11 protein-coding genes and 1 pseudogene are annotated in these 17,360 nt (G+C 39.8%); 7 read left to right on the forward strand and 5 right to left on the reverse strand.

The genetic code is table 11. The features are described from left to right. The 7 genes and pseudogenes from DSM02_RS08775 to DSM02_RS08805 all read left to right on the forward strand — a co-directional run. Positions 1-392, forward strand: a pseudogene (locus tag DSM02_RS08775) (xylose isomerase); the annotation flags it as partial. A gap of 601 nt (positions 393-993) precedes the next feature. Then, positions 994-2,475 (forward strand): MFS transporter, encoded by a 1,482-nt coding sequence (locus DSM02_RS08780; RefSeq protein WP_128765272.1) that lies wholly within the window; start codon positions 994-996, stop codon positions 2,473-2,475. Between the two features lie 15 nt (positions 2,476-2,490). Beyond that, entirely contained in the window at positions 2,491-3,630 is a 1,140-nt protein-coding gene (locus DSM02_RS08785) for an endo-1,4-beta-xylanase (RefSeq protein ID WP_128765273.1), read from the forward strand. An 8-nt stretch (positions 3,631-3,638) separates the two neighbouring features. After that, a complete protein-coding gene (locus DSM02_RS08790; RefSeq protein ID WP_240674011.1) occupies positions 3,639-5,219 on the forward strand; it encodes a glycoside hydrolase family 43 protein in 1,581 nt (526 codons plus the stop codon). After that, positions 5,220-6,581 (forward strand): family 43 glycosylhydrolase, encoded by a 1,362-nt coding sequence (locus DSM02_RS08795; RefSeq protein WP_240674012.1) that lies wholly within the window; start codon positions 5,220-5,222, stop codon positions 6,579-6,581. A gap of 62 nt (positions 6,582-6,643) precedes the next feature. After that, complete coding sequence (locus DSM02_RS08800) at positions 6,644-7,609, forward strand: glycoside hydrolase family 43 protein (protein ID WP_128765274.1); 966 nt, start codon at positions 6,644-6,646, stop codon at positions 7,607-7,609. Positions 7,610-7,702: 93 nt separating this feature from the next. Next, entirely contained in the window at positions 7,703-9,073 is a 1,371-nt protein-coding gene (locus tag DSM02_RS08805; protein WP_128765275.1) for a glucuronyl esterase domain-containing protein, read from the forward strand. 101 nt (positions 9,074-9,174) lie between these two features. On the opposite strand, the gene DSM02_RS08810 is transcribed toward DSM02_RS08805, so the two are convergent. From DSM02_RS08810 to DSM02_RS08830, 5 genes are all read right to left on the reverse strand, one after another. Beyond that, positions 9,175-11,982: a glycosyl hydrolase 115 family protein gene (locus DSM02_RS08810; RefSeq protein ID WP_240674013.1), complete on the reverse strand. Its 2,808-nt coding sequence runs from the start codon at positions 11,980-11,982 to the stop codon at positions 9,175-9,177. A 29-nt stretch (positions 11,983-12,011) separates the two neighbouring features. Next, positions 12,012-13,178, reverse strand: a complete 1,167-nt coding sequence (uxuA, locus tag DSM02_RS08815; protein ID WP_128765276.1) for a mannonate dehydratase — start codon at positions 13,176-13,178, stop codon at positions 12,012-12,014. Then, the gene (locus DSM02_RS08820; protein WP_128765277.1) at positions 13,179-13,919 is read right to left on the reverse strand and encodes an SDR family NAD(P)-dependent oxidoreductase; all 741 of its coding nucleotides are present in this window, start codon (positions 13,917-13,919) and stop codon (positions 13,179-13,181) included. Between the two features lie 3 nt (positions 13,920-13,922). Beyond that, positions 13,923-16,073 carry an alpha-glucuronidase family glycosyl hydrolase gene (locus DSM02_RS08825; RefSeq protein ID WP_128765278.1) on the reverse strand — a complete coding sequence of 717 codons (2,151 nt, stop codon included), beginning with the start codon at positions 16,071-16,073 and terminating at the stop codon, positions 13,923-13,925. 93 nt (positions 16,074-16,166) lie between these two features. After that, positions 16,167-17,210, reverse strand: coding sequence for a LacI family DNA-binding transcriptional regulator (locus tag DSM02_RS08830; protein WP_128765279.1), 1,044 nt, complete (start codon positions 17,208-17,210; stop codon positions 16,167-16,169). Between the last annotated feature and the right edge of the window lie 150 nt (positions 17,211-17,360).

The raw sequence follows: 17,360 nt of genomic DNA on the forward strand, positions 1-17,360 counted from the left end.
ATACAGACCAGTTCCCCATAGATGTTTTTGAAGTTACACAAGCGATGCTTGTTATTTTAGAAAGTGGTGGTATTCAGGGTGGTGGTATTAACTTCGATGCCAAAGTACGCAGAAACTCTATTGATCTGGAAGATAAATTCATCGCCCACATTGCGGGTATGGATACCTTTGCAAGAGGACTTATCGCAGCAGACCATATTCTTACTAACACAAAATATAAAGCCCTACGTAAGAATAGATATGCGTCTTTTGATTCTGGTACGGGCTCTCAGTTTGAAAAAGGAGAATTGAGCTTAGAACAACTCAGTGAGCTGGGAAGAAAAATCGGAGAACCTAAAGCGATTAGTGGACAACAGGAACTTTATGAGCAAATTATAGCTAACGCATTTTAAAAGTAAACTACTTCGGGGCAAGCCTGTCTGCCGACAAAGGCAAGCCCGCAAAGCATTAAACTGAACAAAACATTTTTAGAACGAGACAAGTCTCGAAGCATTTAAATCTCGATTATTGAGTAAAAGAAATTGAATTGTTTGTTAGTATTATTTGAAGTGTGTTTTTACTGGCAACATTTTTGGGGAGCCTCCTTGCGAGGCTTTCCTATAATATATTGATATTCTTTACAGCATATAAATGACTACTTAATCGATTGCGATACGTAGTAAGTTTTAGTTCTACAATACGTAGATTGTTCTTGAATATTTAGGATGTGTTAGTAAAAAGGGCACAGTTTAGATAAACTGATTAAGAAGAAATAAGGGAAATTTTTTTTGAAAAAATAGCTAATAGTCAAAAAAACTATAATACTTATATGTTTTTGTATATCCTTGTATTACATTTAGTTATTAAAAGATAAATCAATATTAGATTTCAATTTTTATTAATAGTTGAATAGCCTGTTATAGTATTATCATCGTAATTATGAGTACTGAAATTATATGGGTAAATGATATTTATAAATGAATGTGTTTAACTAGTTAAAGTAGATGAAATAATATGAAATCAACCCAAGATAATATTTCTGTAATAGAGAAAATAGGATATAGTTTAGGCGATCTGGCGGCTAATCTTATTTTTCAGACCTTAATGACCTTTCTGGCTTTCTTTTATACAGATGTTTACAAAATACCACCGGGTAAAGCGTCTTTTATCATTTTTACAGGAGGGATGATAGGTGCCTTTTTTAACCCGGTAATGGGTGTTATTGCCGATCGTACTAAGACGCGATGGGGAAAATTTCGTCCCTGGATTTTATTTACTTCCATTCCTTTTGGTATTGTAGCAATCCTTGCTTTCAGCACGCCAGATTTTGATTTGACCGGTAAAGTGACCTATGCCTTGATTACCTATATTTTATTGGTGATCATTTATTCGGCTAATAACCTGCCTTATGCCTCACTTAGTGGCGTTATGACCGGAAATATGTCTGAGCGTAACAGTATTTCTTCGTATCGATTTGTAGCAGTGATGGTTGCTCAATTTGTCGTACAGGTGCTTTTATTACCACTCGTTCTAATTCTTGGGGAAGGAGATAAGGTAGAGGGTTTTAAACAAACCATATGGTTGTTTGCGATTGTGGGGGTTGTCTTTTTTATCATTACCTTTTTAACTACCCGGGAACGCGTGTTACCGCAGGCAGAAGGAGTTTCTTCCGTTAAGCAAGACATTAAGGATCTTGTGAGAAATAAGCCCTGGCGTGCCGTTTTACTGATTACCATTTTTGTTTTTGTCACACTTTCCTTAAAGGGTGGGATGTATGTGTATTACTTTAATGATTTTGTAGATAATGCAAGTCTTAGCACATTCTTAGAAAATATAGGCTTTAACGGGTTTATATTAAATCTAAATGAATGGCTTATAAATATGGGTTTCGTAGGCTTTACCTGGCCTGACGATCCTGCTACTTCCGGGTTTAGCCTGTTTAATGCCGGAGGTATTATTATGATGATGGTAGGAATCGGGTTTTCAAAACCCCTTGCAGACAAATTTGGTAAGCGGGATATATTTGGACTTAGCCTGTTTTTATCCGCGGTGTGTCTCGTTCTCTTTTACTTTTATGACAATGATGCTATTGCATTAATATTTATAACACAATTGGTTCACGGTCTGTTTTACGGTATATCTACCCCTTTGTTGTGGGCGATGATTGCCGATGTTGCAGATTACTCAGAGCTTATTAATTTCCGCAGGGCTACAGCGATTATTTTTTCAGCAATGATCTTTGGTCTTAAAGCAGGCTTGAGTATTGGTGGTGCTTTAGTTGCAGGATTATTAGCCTGGTATGGGTATGATGAGCAGGCAGTACTTCAGGATGCGTTAACCATTTCAGGTATTAAACTCTCGGTAAGTATTTATCCGGCACTTTTCTTCTTCGTAAGTGTTGCTTGCCTGATTTTCTATAAAATTAACAAGGCTAAAGAACTTGAGATACAAGAAGAATTATCAAACAGACGCGAGCCTTCACCTAAAAGATTATAAACTTAAACTACTTAAATGAACAATTTATCGTCACTTATTCTACTGGCAGTATTGCTGGTAAGCTGCAAGCCTAATAAATTTTCAGATACTGCGCAGTTAGATGAAAAACCGTTAAAATTAAAAGAAGCTCTGGCAGATAAGTTTCTTATAGGTACTGCTTTAAACATAAGACAGATTAACGGTTACAACCCTGAAGAAATGGAGGTCGTACGAGAAAATTTCAATTCTATTGTTGCTGAGAACTGTATGAAAAGTGAACGTCTGGTTCCTAATCAGGGGGAGTATGATTTCTCTGCTGCAGACAAGTTTGTAGCTTTTGGCGAAGAAAATAATATGGTCATTCACGGGCATACACTCATTTGGCATTCTCAAACTCCTAAATGGTTTTTTAAAGACAGTCTCGATCAGGAAATTACTCGTGAAGAATTGATTTCCAGAATGAAAAATCACATCAATACGGTTGTATCTCGTTACAAAGGAAAAATAAAAACATGGGATGTCGTAAATGAGGCTGTTCTGGATGATGGGACACTGAGAAAAAGTAAGTTTTACGATCTTCTTGGAGAAGATTTTATAAAAATGGCTTTTGAGTTTGCTCACGAAGCAGATCCTGATGCAGAATTATACTACAACGATTATTCAACCTCTTTACCTGAAAAAAGAGAAGGTATTGTGCGTATGGTAAAAAACCTACAGGAGCAGGGAGTACCCATCCATGGGGTAGGGATGCAAGGCCATGTAGGGATGGATTATCCGGAGCTTGAAGAGTTTGAAAAAACTATTGTTGCGTTTTCAGATTTAGGCCTTAAAGTTTCAGTAACTGAATTTGACATTACCGTGCTTCCTTCTCCATGGGATAATCAGGGTGCCGAGGTTTCTGCAAATTTTGAATACAAAGAAGATATGAATCCGTATCCGGAAAAATTACCGGACTCTGTAAGTACGGCTTTCAATAACAGGTGCTTCGATTTTTTCAAATTGTTTCTAAAACATGAAGATAAGATTGATAAAGTAACCCTATGGGGCGTTAACGATGGCAATTCATGGAGAAACAACTGGCCGATAGGGGGACGTACCGACTATCCGTTGCTTTTTGACCGGGATAACAAACCAAAAAGTGTTGTAGACTCAATCATTGCAATCGTAAAAAAATAAATTCTATTTTGGGAATAATCAAGAATACATGTTGTTTTAAAAGTTCGCTTTTAGGTTTAACTATGTTTGTGCTTCAGGCAGCTGCACAAAATACGGCGTCAAACCCGTTGATCCATGCAGATGTACCCGATATGGCTATCATACGGGTTGACAGCACCTACTATATGAGTAGTACTACGATGCATATGAGCCCCGGAGTACCCATAATGAAATCAAAAGATCTCACGAACTGGGAACTTGTAGGCTATGCCTATGACAGACTCGTGGAAAATGATGCAATGAATCTTGAAAACGGACAACAAACCTACGGGCGAGGTTCGTGGGCAAGTTCATTAAGGTTTCATAAGGGTACCTATTACTTATCAACTTTTTCAGCAACGTCTGGGAAAACGCATATTTATACAACCGGAGATATTGAGAACGGCCCCTGGGAAAAACACGAGTTTGCCCCTTCTTATCATGATCACACGCTCTTTTTTGAAGACGGAAAGATTTATATGATTTGGGGAGCGGGAGAGCTCAGTATCGTTGAGCTTAAGGATGACTTTAGCGGAGTGAAAGAAAATACGCGGCAGGTTTTAATTAAAAATGCTACTGAGCCTATAGGTGCCTCAATCATTTTACCCGCTGAAGGATCGCAACTCTTTAAACACAATGATAAGTATTACTTATTCAACATCGCCTGGCCTCGTAATGGGATGCGTACAGTGATCATTCATCGGGCAGATCAAATAAAGGGTCCTTATGAAGGCAGAATTGCACTTCAGGATAAAGGCGTCGCACAGGGCGGATTGATAGATACACCGGCTGGTGAATGGTTTTCGTATCTTTTTCAGGATAGTGGGGCAGTGGGGAGAATCCCTTATTTAGTTCCTGTAAAATGGGTAAATGACTGGCCGGTTCTGGGTGTTGACGGTAAAGTTCCGGAAACCCTCGACTTACCAGAAAATGGAAGTTTGATTCCGGGCATTGTAAACTCAGACGATTTTGATCGGCAAGTGGGAGATCCTGCGCTTCCTTTGGTTTGGCAGTTTAACCACAACCCTGATAATTCGTTGTGGTCGGTTTCAGAACGTCCCGGCTATTTACGCCTAAAAACCGGAAGAATTGATACCCTGTTTCTACAGGCAAAAAATACGCTTACCCAACGCAGCATAGGTCCTGAATCTTCAGGCTCTATTAAAATGGATGTGACCAATATGAAGCCTGGTGATTTTGCCGGATTAGCGATCCTTCAGAAAAAATACGGACTGATCGGAGTAACCTGTGAAGGAGATCAAAAATCAATCTTTATGAGTAAAAACGACGAAGATGGGGGCTTACTTTCAAAAATTGAACTCAATCAGGATACCGTGTATTTTAAAATTGAATGTGATTTTAAAAACCGAACAGATAATGCGTATTTCTACTACAGCCTAAATGGAGAAACCTGGGAGTCTCTAGGCGAAGTATTGCAGATGCAGTATACCCTCCCGCATTTTATGGGCTATCGCTTCGGTTTGTTTAATTATGCTACTGAGAATACAGGTGGTTCTGTCGATTTTGATTATTTCAGAATAACAGATACACTGTCTGCTAAAACCAATTAGATGATGAAAAAAACATACGGTATACTTCCCAGATTATTCCAGAGAAAGCAATATAGCTTTATATTGATCGCCACGTTTATGCTTGGTGTTCAATTCATTTGGGCGCAAAACCCGTTAGTACGCGATCAATACACAGCAGATCCTACTGCTCGTGTATTTAATGATAAAATATATGTATACCCTTCTCACGACATTATGTGTACCGAAGAAAAAGGTCGTCCGGGGTGGTTTTGTATGGAAGATTACCATGTTTTTTCTTCAGAAAATCTCACAGAGTGGAAAGATCACGGGGAAATACTCAATCAAAAAGATGTGTTCTGGGCTGATGACGAAGGATATAGCATGTGGGCTCCCGATTGTGTCGAGAAAGACGGTAAATACTATTTCTACTTCCCTACAAAACCAAAGGATACTGAAGGCTTTACCATAGGTGTTGCAGTAGGTGACAATCCCGAAGGTCCGTTTACTCCGCAGGAAAAGCCTATTGCTAATGTGAATGGGATAGATCCCAATGTGTTTATTGATAGCGATGGTCAGGCGTATCTATACTGGTCGGGACGCGATATTTGGGTCGCTAAGCTAAAGCCGAACATGCTTGAGCTCGCTTCAGAGCCTCAGATTATAGCCAATCTTCCCCAGGAAGGGCATAAAGAGGGGCCGTTTGTTTTTGAGCGCAACGGCATCTATTACTTGACCTATCCACACGTAGAAAACAAAACAGAACGTCTAGAGTATGCGATGGGTGACAGCCCAATGGGACCTTTTAAGGTTACTGGGGTTATTATGGACGAAAGTCCTACAGGTTGCTGGACCAACCATCATTCTATTTTAGACTATAAAGATCAGTGGTATTTGTTTTACCATCATAATGACCTGTCACCAGATTTTGATAAAAACCGTTCTATACGCGCAGACAGTCTCTCTTTTAATGCAGACGGAACGATTAAAAAAGTAATACCCACATTGCGTGGAATAGGAATTAATAAGGCTTCAGGAAAGCTTCAGATTGATCGGTATAGTGCTAAAAGTGCCAATGCAGTGTTGCATTTTAATAATTCGCAAAACACCTTTGAAGGTTGGAATATTGCTTTAAACCAAAACGATTGGGTACAATATAATGCTGTAGATTTTGACAAGACGTATGCTAGTCTGGCGATGCGGGTGAATGCTACCGAAAAATCGCAACTGCAGATCGTAGATACGACCAAAAATACCATACTTGCGGAGATTGAAATCCCGGGAAACACGGGATGGCTTGAATATGAAGCAGCCCTACCTCAAATAGAGCCTGCTGTTTACAATTTAAAAGTGGTGTTAAAAGCAGGTGAGGCAAGCATAGACTGGATACGCTTTAAGAGCTAAAACGCTAGTGCAAGCCCAACGAGAAGAATCATTAAAATAATAATAGTTATAAAAATTAGACAATGAAAGAACCCAGATACCTAGTAGATCACGCGTATATGGCAGATCCTTCTGCTCATGTATTCAATGGTAAAATTTATATTTATCCTTCTCACGACGTAGAATCTGGAATCCCCGAGAATGATAACGGAGATCATTTTGATATGCGTGATTACCATGTGTTCTCAATGGATGCAATAGACGGTGAGGTAACTGATCACGGCAAAGTACTGAGTGTAAAAGATATTCCGTGGGCAGGCAGACAGCTTTGGGACTGTGATATCGCCTTTAAGGACGGTAAGTATTACCTGTATTTTCCACTAAAAGACCAGACAGATATTTTTAGAATAGGTGTTGCCATAGGAGATAAGCCTGAAGGTCCATTTAAGCCATTACAAGCGCCTATGAAAGGGAGTTTCTCTATTGACCCATGTTTATTTAAAGACGATGACGGTGCGCATTATATGTACTTTGGAGGCTTGTGGGGCGGTCAGTTGCAGCGCTACAGAGAGGGTAAAGCTATTGAGTGTGGTGCAGAACCGGCAGATAACGAGCCAGCTTTACCCGCAAGAATTGCAAAAATGAGTGATGATATGCTGGAATTCGCCGAAGCGTCTAAACCCATTGTTATCTTAGATGATGAGGGAAAGCCTTTAACAGCTGGAGATCATGACCGAAGATTTTTTGAAGCTTCCTGGGTGCACAAATACAAAGGGACTTATTACTTTTCGTACAGCACCGGAAACACGCATAAGTTGTGTTATGCAACAGGAGATAATCCGTATGGACCGTTCACCTATCGCGGAGTAATCTTAACACCGGTTGTAGGCTGGACGACACATCATTCAATTATCAAATTTAACGACAAATGGTACCTGTTCTATCACGACAGTGTTCCTTCAGGAGGTAAGACCTGGTTAAGAAGCATGAAGGTGATTGAATTTGACTACAATCCTGACGGCAGCATCAATACCCTGCAGGGTTCTTAGTCCCAAAATAATCATTTAAAAGAGGCTTATGCCTCTTTTTTTGGTTTCAGACAGGTTTCTCGCTACTAATCCAATCCTTTAAACCGAATTCGTATGTACTTCAAAATATCTAATGTTTTTGTATTACTTACATTCATTTTTTTGCCTCTGGTACTGTTTTGTCAAAATACGGCTCAGATACGCGATAGCATCAATACCTACACGTATCTTGATTTTAAACACATGAAAGAACAGCTGGAAATCGCTACTGAAAACAGACCGGGACCGTCAGGAAACCCCAATGATTCAAATGCTGCAAATACCGATGAGTCTGCCGTAAGGGAATATATTCTACCAGATTTGTTAATCGCCAAAAATGGAGAAAAGATTTCCACATCAAAACAGTGGGAGCGCCTACGAAGACCAGAACTTATTGAAAGCATCGAAACTGAAATGTATGGCCGCATTCCGGATAACATACCGGAGATTTCTTGGATTGTCGAATCTACTAGAGATACGGTGATAGGTGGCGTGCTCATTCAGGAAGAACGTTTAAAAGGTATAGTTGATAATGCTGTCTATCCTGAAGTAGAAGTTGAAATTCAGGTGCTTTTAGGATTACCCAAATTGGAAAAAAGGAGTGCCATTCCTGTAGTAATTGAACTGGGATTTTTGAATTCTCCCTTCGGTAAGATCAACGAGCCTTCCAGTTACTTTATTTCACCTTATGTGCCGCGTTTTAAACAACAACTTACTATGCAAGGCTGGGGCTATGCCATTTTAGACGTAAATAGCATTCAGGCTGATCACGGAGCTGGTTTGAAATCGGGTATAATAGGTTTGGTAAATAAAGGTGAATCACGGTCACCCGATGATTGGGGAGTATTAAGAGCCTGGGGTTGGGGTGCAAGCAAGCTGGTTGATTATTTTTCGGAAAGAGCTGATGTAGATCAGGAGCGTGTTGCGGTAGAAGGCACTTCCCGTTACGGAAAGGCTGCTTTAGTAGCGATGGCTTTTGATCCGCGTATTTCCTTAGGTTTTATTGGTTCTTCAGGTGCTGGCGGTGCTTCCATTTTGCGCAGAAATTTTGGGGAATCTGTTGAGAATTTAGCCTCAACCGCAGAGTATCATTGGTTTAGTGGAAATTTTATCAAATATGCGAGTCTTAAAACGGTAGACGATCTTCCGTTTGACGCGCACTCGGTCATCGCACTCTGTGCGCCGCGCCCGGTGTTTATAAGTGCAGGATCTTCAGCTATAGAAGGAAATTGGGTTGATGCTAAAGGTATGTTTCTGGGAGGTTTAAATGCTAGTCCGGTTTATAAGCTGTACGGATTTAAAGGCTATGCAACGAATGATTTTCCTTTTATGGGAACTGCCCTTACCGAGGGAGAACTAGCATTCAGACAACACGGAGGCGGGCATTCAACCGGTCCCAACTGGAGTACCTGGATTGCATGGGCCAGAAGGTATTGGGATAACTAATACTTTTGATTCAATACTAAGTTTTTAGTAAAGAAAAATATGTGATACAAAATGCTTTAAATACTGATTTAAATGAATTCAAACGAATAAGAATAGATCCTCTAATCTGTTGCGATCTTTTTGGTAAGAGGTACAAGATAGGTATCCTGCAGGTTGTTAGGTGATTTAAAAACAAGTTGTTGTACAACTACACCCGGGTCTTTGCCAAAGATTTTAAGTGTATGATTTCCTGGTAATAGATTGACTGCTGTTTTTACACGAGTCGCGTTGTTGCTAACACTTGCTCCCCAATTGTCAGAGGTGTCCTGATGCATATTTAATACCTGCACAGCACCTTCATCAATTTGATACTTAAATGCTAAGCCTCCTTGATTTTTAAAATCTAAAGTAGGAGAGAGGTAGAAGGTAAGTGTACCTTTTAATTCCTGCTCAGTATAAAACTCATATTTTAGTTGGGTATTAGCATTGGTTATTTCTTTTGAAAAGCGTTTCTCGGGTCTAAGCGCTATATCTTGTCTACCAAGATCGGATATTACTTCCCAACCTGTATTTTTAACAAATCCGTCTGCGGGTATAGTGAGCATTCCGTTGTATGCCAAAAAGCCTGTAGCATTTTCAGAATACGGTGCATAAGATACCCGTATTTCAGCTTCCTGATCAACAGATTTAATTGAAAACGAAGTGGTAACAGGCTCTTGAGGAAGCTTCTTTAGATTAAGTTTTAATTCAATAACCTGTTCTTCAGAAAAAGATCCTTTCTTGAGGTTTGCCGTAAGCCACTTAGGCAATTTGTTCAGTTTAAAATCAAGGTCGTCAACCCCCGTATTAAAAAGGGTAATCTGCTGAACGGTATGTGATTGATCGAAAGGAAGAATTTCAAGCGTATTCACTTTAGGATAAAAAGCTGTTGTTCCTGATGTAACAATACCTAACTTACCAGTTTGTGGTATTTCAATTGTGTTGGTTTCTGGTTTTGTGTTTTTACGGGGTTCTTGCCAGTAGGTGTATCCAATATGAGTTTGATCCATAAAATGATTCCATTTTGAATCATTAAGGCTATGATAGGCTTCGGTTAATGCTTTGTCGTTTTCAAATAATTCCTGAACTAGATCTGAATATTGGTTGGTTGTATTTCGGCCTTGTTTCGCATACAATTTGTTTTTTGCTGTAGCGATGTAAAGTCGGTTAAGATTTGCCATTGCTTCAATAGGAAACAAGACCAACTGATAATAAGCAGATTGATATACAACATCCAATTTATCTTTGATTGCAAGCGCTTTCTCCTCTAAATTCTTATATTCCTCTAGAATAGTCCCAGCCTCATTAGAGTACGTTAGACTGAACGTTTCCGGGCTCAATAATTCGGGTTTACGACGGCTTGCCAGAGTTGAATAGGTCTGCAATAATTCTGCTATTTCAGAAGCATAAGTATCTCCAAATTGCGCTGCTGCCCATTTTTTGGGATAGTTTGCAAGATCTTTTAAGTCAAATTTTTCCGGATTCCAGGCGTAGTCGAGAAAGAAACTCGTTGGGTATTCCATCGGCTTAATATCGCCCACATTTACAATCCATATTTTACGGGCGTTGTAAGCATATGCCAGAGACATTTGCTCATACACTCTTGAAATCTGATTGGTGTTGAGCCATTTGTAATTACGCGGACCGCCCACATAATCAAAATGGTAGTAAATACCGTATCCCCCTGCGCGTTCCCCTTCTTCGGGATTGGGTAATTTTCTAATATTTCCCCAGTTGTCATCAGCAAGGAGTAGTGTTACATCGTCTGGAACACGCATTCCCTGATCGTAATAATCCTGAACCTCTTTATACAAAGCCCAGAGTTGTGGCGTTTCATTAGCAGGTTTTTGCGTAACCGCTTCAATAATATCCCGTTGATCCTTTACAATACCCTCGAGCAATTCAATTGCAGTACCTTCGGTCATGGGTTCGTCACCATCCCCGCGCATGCCTACAGTAACAATACTTTCGTTAGTATCCATTCGCTCAATTCCTTTTTTCCAAAAATCGCGTAAGGTTTCGGCATTCGTAGTATAATTCCAGTCTCCTACTCCATACTTATCCCATTCTGCGTGTGCCCGCATTAAAGGTTCGTGATGCGAAGTTCCAATCACCACACCATATTTTTCAGCTTCAATCGGGTTTTGTGGATCGTCATCATAAAAAGCACGTCCCCACATCGCAGGCCAAAGGTAGTTCCCCTTCAATCTTAAAATCAGTTCAAAAACATGCTCATAGAACTCGTGGTTAAACGAGCCAAAATTTTCTCCAACCCATCCTGAAAGTGCCGGAGCTTCGTCGTTGATGAAAATACCTCGATACTGCACTTTAGGTCCCATATCAGTAAATGATTTTGACGTAATGTAAAGCTCTTTTGATTTTTTTACAGGAACGTCTGCCCACCAATACCATGGGGAAACTCCTATTTTTTCTGAAAGTGTATAAACGCCATAAATGGTACCGCGTTTATCGCTACCGGCTATTACCAGATTTCCATCAATCTGCTGAATTGTAAAGGCTTCCCATTTATTTTTGATGGAATCGGGATTGAGCTTTCCGGAAACGATCAGTTCATCCAGATACTTGCTTTTACCCAAAGTCCCAATGATTACCCCGCCACTTCCCTTAAAAGTTTCTGCAAGCTCTGGCTTTATAGAACTTACACGTTCTATATCCTTTTGTAAATTTTCAACCGCAATATGAACGCCCTCGTAATCTTCGGCATCAATTACTAACTGCGCGGCAGTAGTACCACCAATAAGCTTAAATGCACCCGCTTCTGTATTTTGAGAAACCGAAATATTCTGAGCAACTAAATCTGTACTGCTAAAAATTAAAACGATTGCGAAGAAAAATAAGGACGATTTTATTGATATAGATTGAATGAACATACGTACGTTTTTTGTGTTTTTATAGAACTCTAAGAAGGCTGTAAACCCAATTCAAGACCGGTAAGTTCTGCGAGGCCTTTAAGCCTGCCAATGAACGAATAGCCTACGTAATAGGGTTTGTCTTTTTCTAATGTGTGCAGGTAACCGTGGTCAGGTCGCATGGGTATTTTTTTACCGGTTGATGCTGCGTAATTCATAATATGTTGCAGCACTTGCTTCATAGGCACATCGCCATCCAGATGATCGGATTCAAAGAAGGTGCCGTCTTCAAATTTTCGAACATTCCTCAAGTGTAAAAAATGAACACGTTCTTTGTATTTTTCAAAAATATCAACGAGTTGGTTTGCAGGATTTGCACCCAATGATCCTGTGCAGTAGCAGAGTCCGCAAGCGGTAGATTCAATATTTGAAAAGATAAAGTCCAGATCGGTTGCTTTACTTACAATACGTGGAAGTCCCAATACTGAAAATGGCGGATCATCCGGATGAATCGCCAGTTTTGAGCCTACAGCTTCAGCAGTAGGCGTAACGGCTTCTAAAAACAACACTAAATGTTCCCGAAGTTTATCTTCATCGATGTCTTTGTATTCCTCCAGTTGTGTCAGCAAATCTTCTGTAGTAAAATCTTCAGTACTTCCCGGAAGTCCCAGCATCACGCTATTCTTTAAAACTTTGATATCTTCTTCAGAAAAGCTTTCAAATTTCTGTTTAGCCTCGTTAATTTGGTATTTGTTATAATCTGCTTCTGCTCCGGGTCTTTTCAGAATAAATAAGTCAAAAGCACGGAATTTTACGGGGTCGTATTTTAGAATTTCGGCTCCTGCTTCGTTTTTAAAGCGGTGATCAGTACGCACCCAATCCAAGATGGGCATAAAATTATAGGTGATGGTGTAAATCCCCTGATCGGCCAGGTTTTTAAGACTTACCTTATACTTTTCGATAAGCTCCTCAAAGTTTCCGGTGCGCTTTTTAATATTTTCATGTACCGGAAGGCTTTCAACCACTTCCCAGATCATTCCGGCGTCTTCAATTTTAGTTCTGGTCTTTTCTATTTCTTCTGGGGTCCAGATATCCCCAACAGGGATGTGGTGTAGCGCCGTTACAATTCCGGAAATACCGGCCTGACGCAAATCTTCTAAGCTTAATACATCACGCTCTCCATACCAGCGCATTGTTTTGATAATTGAAGTTTTCATTTAAAATCCTATTGAGTTTCCACCGTCAACACAAAGTACGGTGCCGGTTGTAAATTTTGATAAGTCGGAAGCGTAGTAAAAAACCGTATCGCCAATGTCTGAAGGCTCTCCCAGCTTAGCCATAGGCGTTCTGCCTAACACTTTATTTTTGCGTTCGGGGTCACTATCCAGGGCTTTACTAGACATATTGGTTTTGATAAAACCGGGAGCTACACAGTTTACACGTATGCCATACTGAGCCAAGTCAACCGCCATAGAACGCGTCATTCCTTCAATAGCCGATTTGCTGGCCGTATAAGCTACCACTTTGGGAATCCCATATTGAGCAGCCATCGAGCTGATGTTGATGATGCTACCTGAGTTTTGTATCTTCATGACTTTAGTAACCTCGCGGCTCACTGCAAAAACGCTGATAAGATTTGTATGAATAATACGCTGAAATTCATCATCTTCAACTTCCAGAAAATCCTTTTTCATATTGATTCCTGCATTATTCACCAGTATATCAATACCACCAGCTTCTTCTGTAATATGTGCTATCGCTTGAGGAATTTTGTCAAGTTCACTAAGATCGAGAATATAAGAACGGGCATTAGGTCCTAATTCTTCGAGGGCTTTTTCAGTTTTTTCAGGATTTCTACATATGATATAGGTTATGATGTTTTCGTCACAAAGTTTTTTTGCGATTGCAAAACCTAGACCGGCATTTCCACCGGTAACAAGAGCTATTTTTTGTTTCATTTCTTAATCCCAAGAGGGTTTTATACCGGGAGCATAAGGATCCCGTATAGATTCATAGTATTTGAGTGTGTGCGGTGCTTTGGGGATAAAATCAGGTAGTTCCATTTTTGAAAACTGCTGAAAATACAGCAGGCAGGAATCCCGCCACCATTGAGCTTCTTCCAGTTGAATGCTTAATAGCATTTCAGTTTTTTTATAAGCGATTTCATCAACATAAGGTTTCATTTGCTCCCAAGTGTTGATCATTTTTTCAACTTCTAGAACCCCGTCCTGATAATGTCTCGCAAGATTGTACCAAAGGGTTTTACCATTTTTCAGCTTATAACCCCATGGAACATGGTGAAACCAAAGCAGGTATTTTTCAGGAGTTGTTTCGATATTTGAATAGGCTTTTTCGATTTCTGGTGCATATTGTGATAAGGCATCACTGCCTGTTGCAGTACGGTCGAAGCCAATGCCCAGACTGTCTGCTTTATGGTAATAAACTGAAGTCCAGTCTTCACGACCTAAATCTTTTACCCAAGGTCCAGGTCCTTGATGATGCCCTTCTGCCATCATATGATGCAATCCTAAAGGAGTCATATAATCTACCACGGCTTCGCGTGAATCGAGCAGGAGGGAAGTCATAGGTTTTACAAATGCTGGATCTGTAGAAAAGGTCATTCCCAACCATTCTTGAGCGATGGTTTTAGCTTTAAGTTCCGGGTTCCAGGCAAGTCTGCCAAAGCCATACCAGTTGGCTTGCGCAAAAGGATGACCGGTCCAGTTACGGGCATTACCTATATTTGAGACTCCTGCAATACCGGTTAGTTGGGTGTCTGTCAACGAGCCAGCTACCACTTTTGCAACCGTACTTCCCTTGCCTTGTGAAAATGTATCTTCCTGTAAAGTCTCTTCAAATAATTTAGGTAAAAACACCAGATGAGACATACCACCCAGATATTCCTGAGTGATTTGAAATTCCATCATCAAAGGGGTTTCTGGCATAGCGCCAAAAAGCGGATGAAAAGGCTCTCTTGGCTGAAAGTCTATTGCCCCATTCTTAACCTGAACCAGAACATTGTCTTTAAAGGTCCCGTCAAAAGGGACAAACTCGGTATAGGCCTGCTTGGCACGATCATCAGGTTTCTCGTCTGAATAAACAAAAGCCCGCCACATAACAATCCCGTCATGGGGAGCAACTGCTTCTGCCAGCATATTTGCTCCATCAACATGCGATCTGTTGTAATTATTTGGTCCGGGTTGTCCTTCAGAATTTGCTTTTACCAGGAAGCCTCCAAAATCTGGAATTTCGGCATAGATTTCTGTTGCTTTATCTTTCCACCATTGACGCACTTCTTCATTGAGTGGATCTGCAGTTTCTAACCCGCCAATTTCAATTGGTGCCGAGAAACGTGCAGTTAAGTAAACCTGAATTCCGTAAGGTCTAAAAGCATCTGCCAAAGCTTTTACTTTTTCGAGATAGTTTTTCTGAAGTATATACGCACTTGCATTTACATTGGTAAGAACAGTGCCGTTTATACCTATGGATGCATTGGCACGCGCATAATCTATATATTCCTGTTTGATGAGATTTGGTAACAAGTGCCAGTCCCAGATGGAAAAACCAGCATAACCACGCTCTATCGTGCGGTCAAGGTTATCCCAATGATTCAGCAGACGTTTTTTTATTTTAGGTGAATCTGTAATTGAAAGTTCAGTCAAATCTTTATGCAGTTGGAGCTGTTTTAAATAGGTAAAAACACCATACAATAAGCCTTGATCTGTCTTTGCGGTAATTAGAATTTTAGCTGTTGATTTACTGGGAATAGTTTGTATGCTAAAGCCTTCATCATTAATAGAATCGATAAGGTTTTGCTTAGGTTTTAAATTTTTAGGAAGATCAGCTACTTTTCTAATAAGTAAAGTAGGATTCTCTTCTGAGAACTGGGGTTTCTGCGAAAGCATACCTTGCATTGCCAGTTTGAGTTCCTTTTGTATGACCTTACCTGTTGAAGAAGTGGTGTCCAGACTTATGGCTTCATTTAATTCTGAATAGTGTTGGCGAAGCTTGGCGTCATCGACGGTTTTATATTGAAGCCAAAGCTTGTATCCGTCTTGTGCACTACCATAAGAAGATACAAATACTAAAAGTCCTAGTATTAGTTTTTTCATAAGTTTAAAATATAGGAAAGTGAATTTAATAAAAATAACGCAATCGGTTGCGTAAAATTTGTGTTTTAAGATAGAAATCTACTTTTTTACACGCTATTGAATGGGTGTGCTTTTACGTAAACTTGATGCTCTTACAATTAAATGCGTATCCATTACTGAAATTTCTTTTGCTATCTCTGCGCCTTCATTTCCGGAATGTTCCAAAATTCGACGTGTTGATAGCTCTCCCATTTTTTGAGCCGGATGGTAAACGGTAGATAATGCCGGTTCTACAATAGAAGAAATAGGATCATCATTAAAACCAATAATTGCAACATCTTCAGGGATTTTATATCCTGATTTTTTTAAATAAATGATAGCGCTTACAGCTGCAGTATCGTTTGAAGAGAAAATGCCATCGGGTGGTGAAGCTAAATTATAAAGCGCTTCGGTACATTGCTGGCCTTCTTCAAAACTTAAGGAATTCATATAAATAATGAGTTCTTCGTCTACAGGGAGATTATATTTTTTGAGCGCATCTACATAACCCCTTCTGCGTTCACTATAAACGTTTATATGCTGAGAACCTGCAAAATGAGCAATGCGTTTGCAACCTTGCTCTATGAGATGTTCTGTAGCCCGATAGCCAGCAGTGTAATTATCAATTATTACGTGATAACTGGGAAAATCTTTAGGAACACGGTCTACAAATACCACCGGAATATCCTGATCAACAAACTGATTAAAATGATCAGTGTTTTGGGTTTCCATACTCAGCGATGCGATTATTCCGCCTACACGGCTGTCAAATAATGCTTTAGCGTTTGCAATCTCGTTAGTTATACTGTCATTAGATTGCGAGATGATGACATTATACCCTTTTTTGCGTGCTTCGGTTTCTATACCACTAATTAGGTTAGAACCAAAAGGCCTACTTATCTTAGGAACAAGAACACCTATGGTTTTGCTTTTGTTTTTACGAAGGCTGGCTGCAATAGAATTAGGGCGATAGCCTTGCTCTTTAGCAGCCTTTTGAATGAGTTGAGTAGTCTTTTTACTGATACTTTTATGATTTTTTAGAGCCCGGCTAATTGTACTTGCAGAATAATTTAATTCACGTGCTAAATCATGAATGGTTAGGGTTTTCTTTTTTTTCATCCGTAAAAATTGAATTGCAAATATAACGTTTTCGACTGACAAGATTAGTTTTGATCAGGAACGCTATCGATTGTGTTAAAATACGTAATAGCCAGTTATAATTAGGCTATGATACTTTTTTCCGTTAAACTATGGTTTAAATGATCAGCA

Origin of the sequence: Leeuwenhoekiella polynyae (assembly GCF_004104075.1) — a bacterium.
GTDB classification, from domain to species: domain Bacteria; phylum Bacteroidota; class Bacteroidia; order Flavobacteriales; family Flavobacteriaceae; genus Leeuwenhoekiella; species Leeuwenhoekiella polynyae.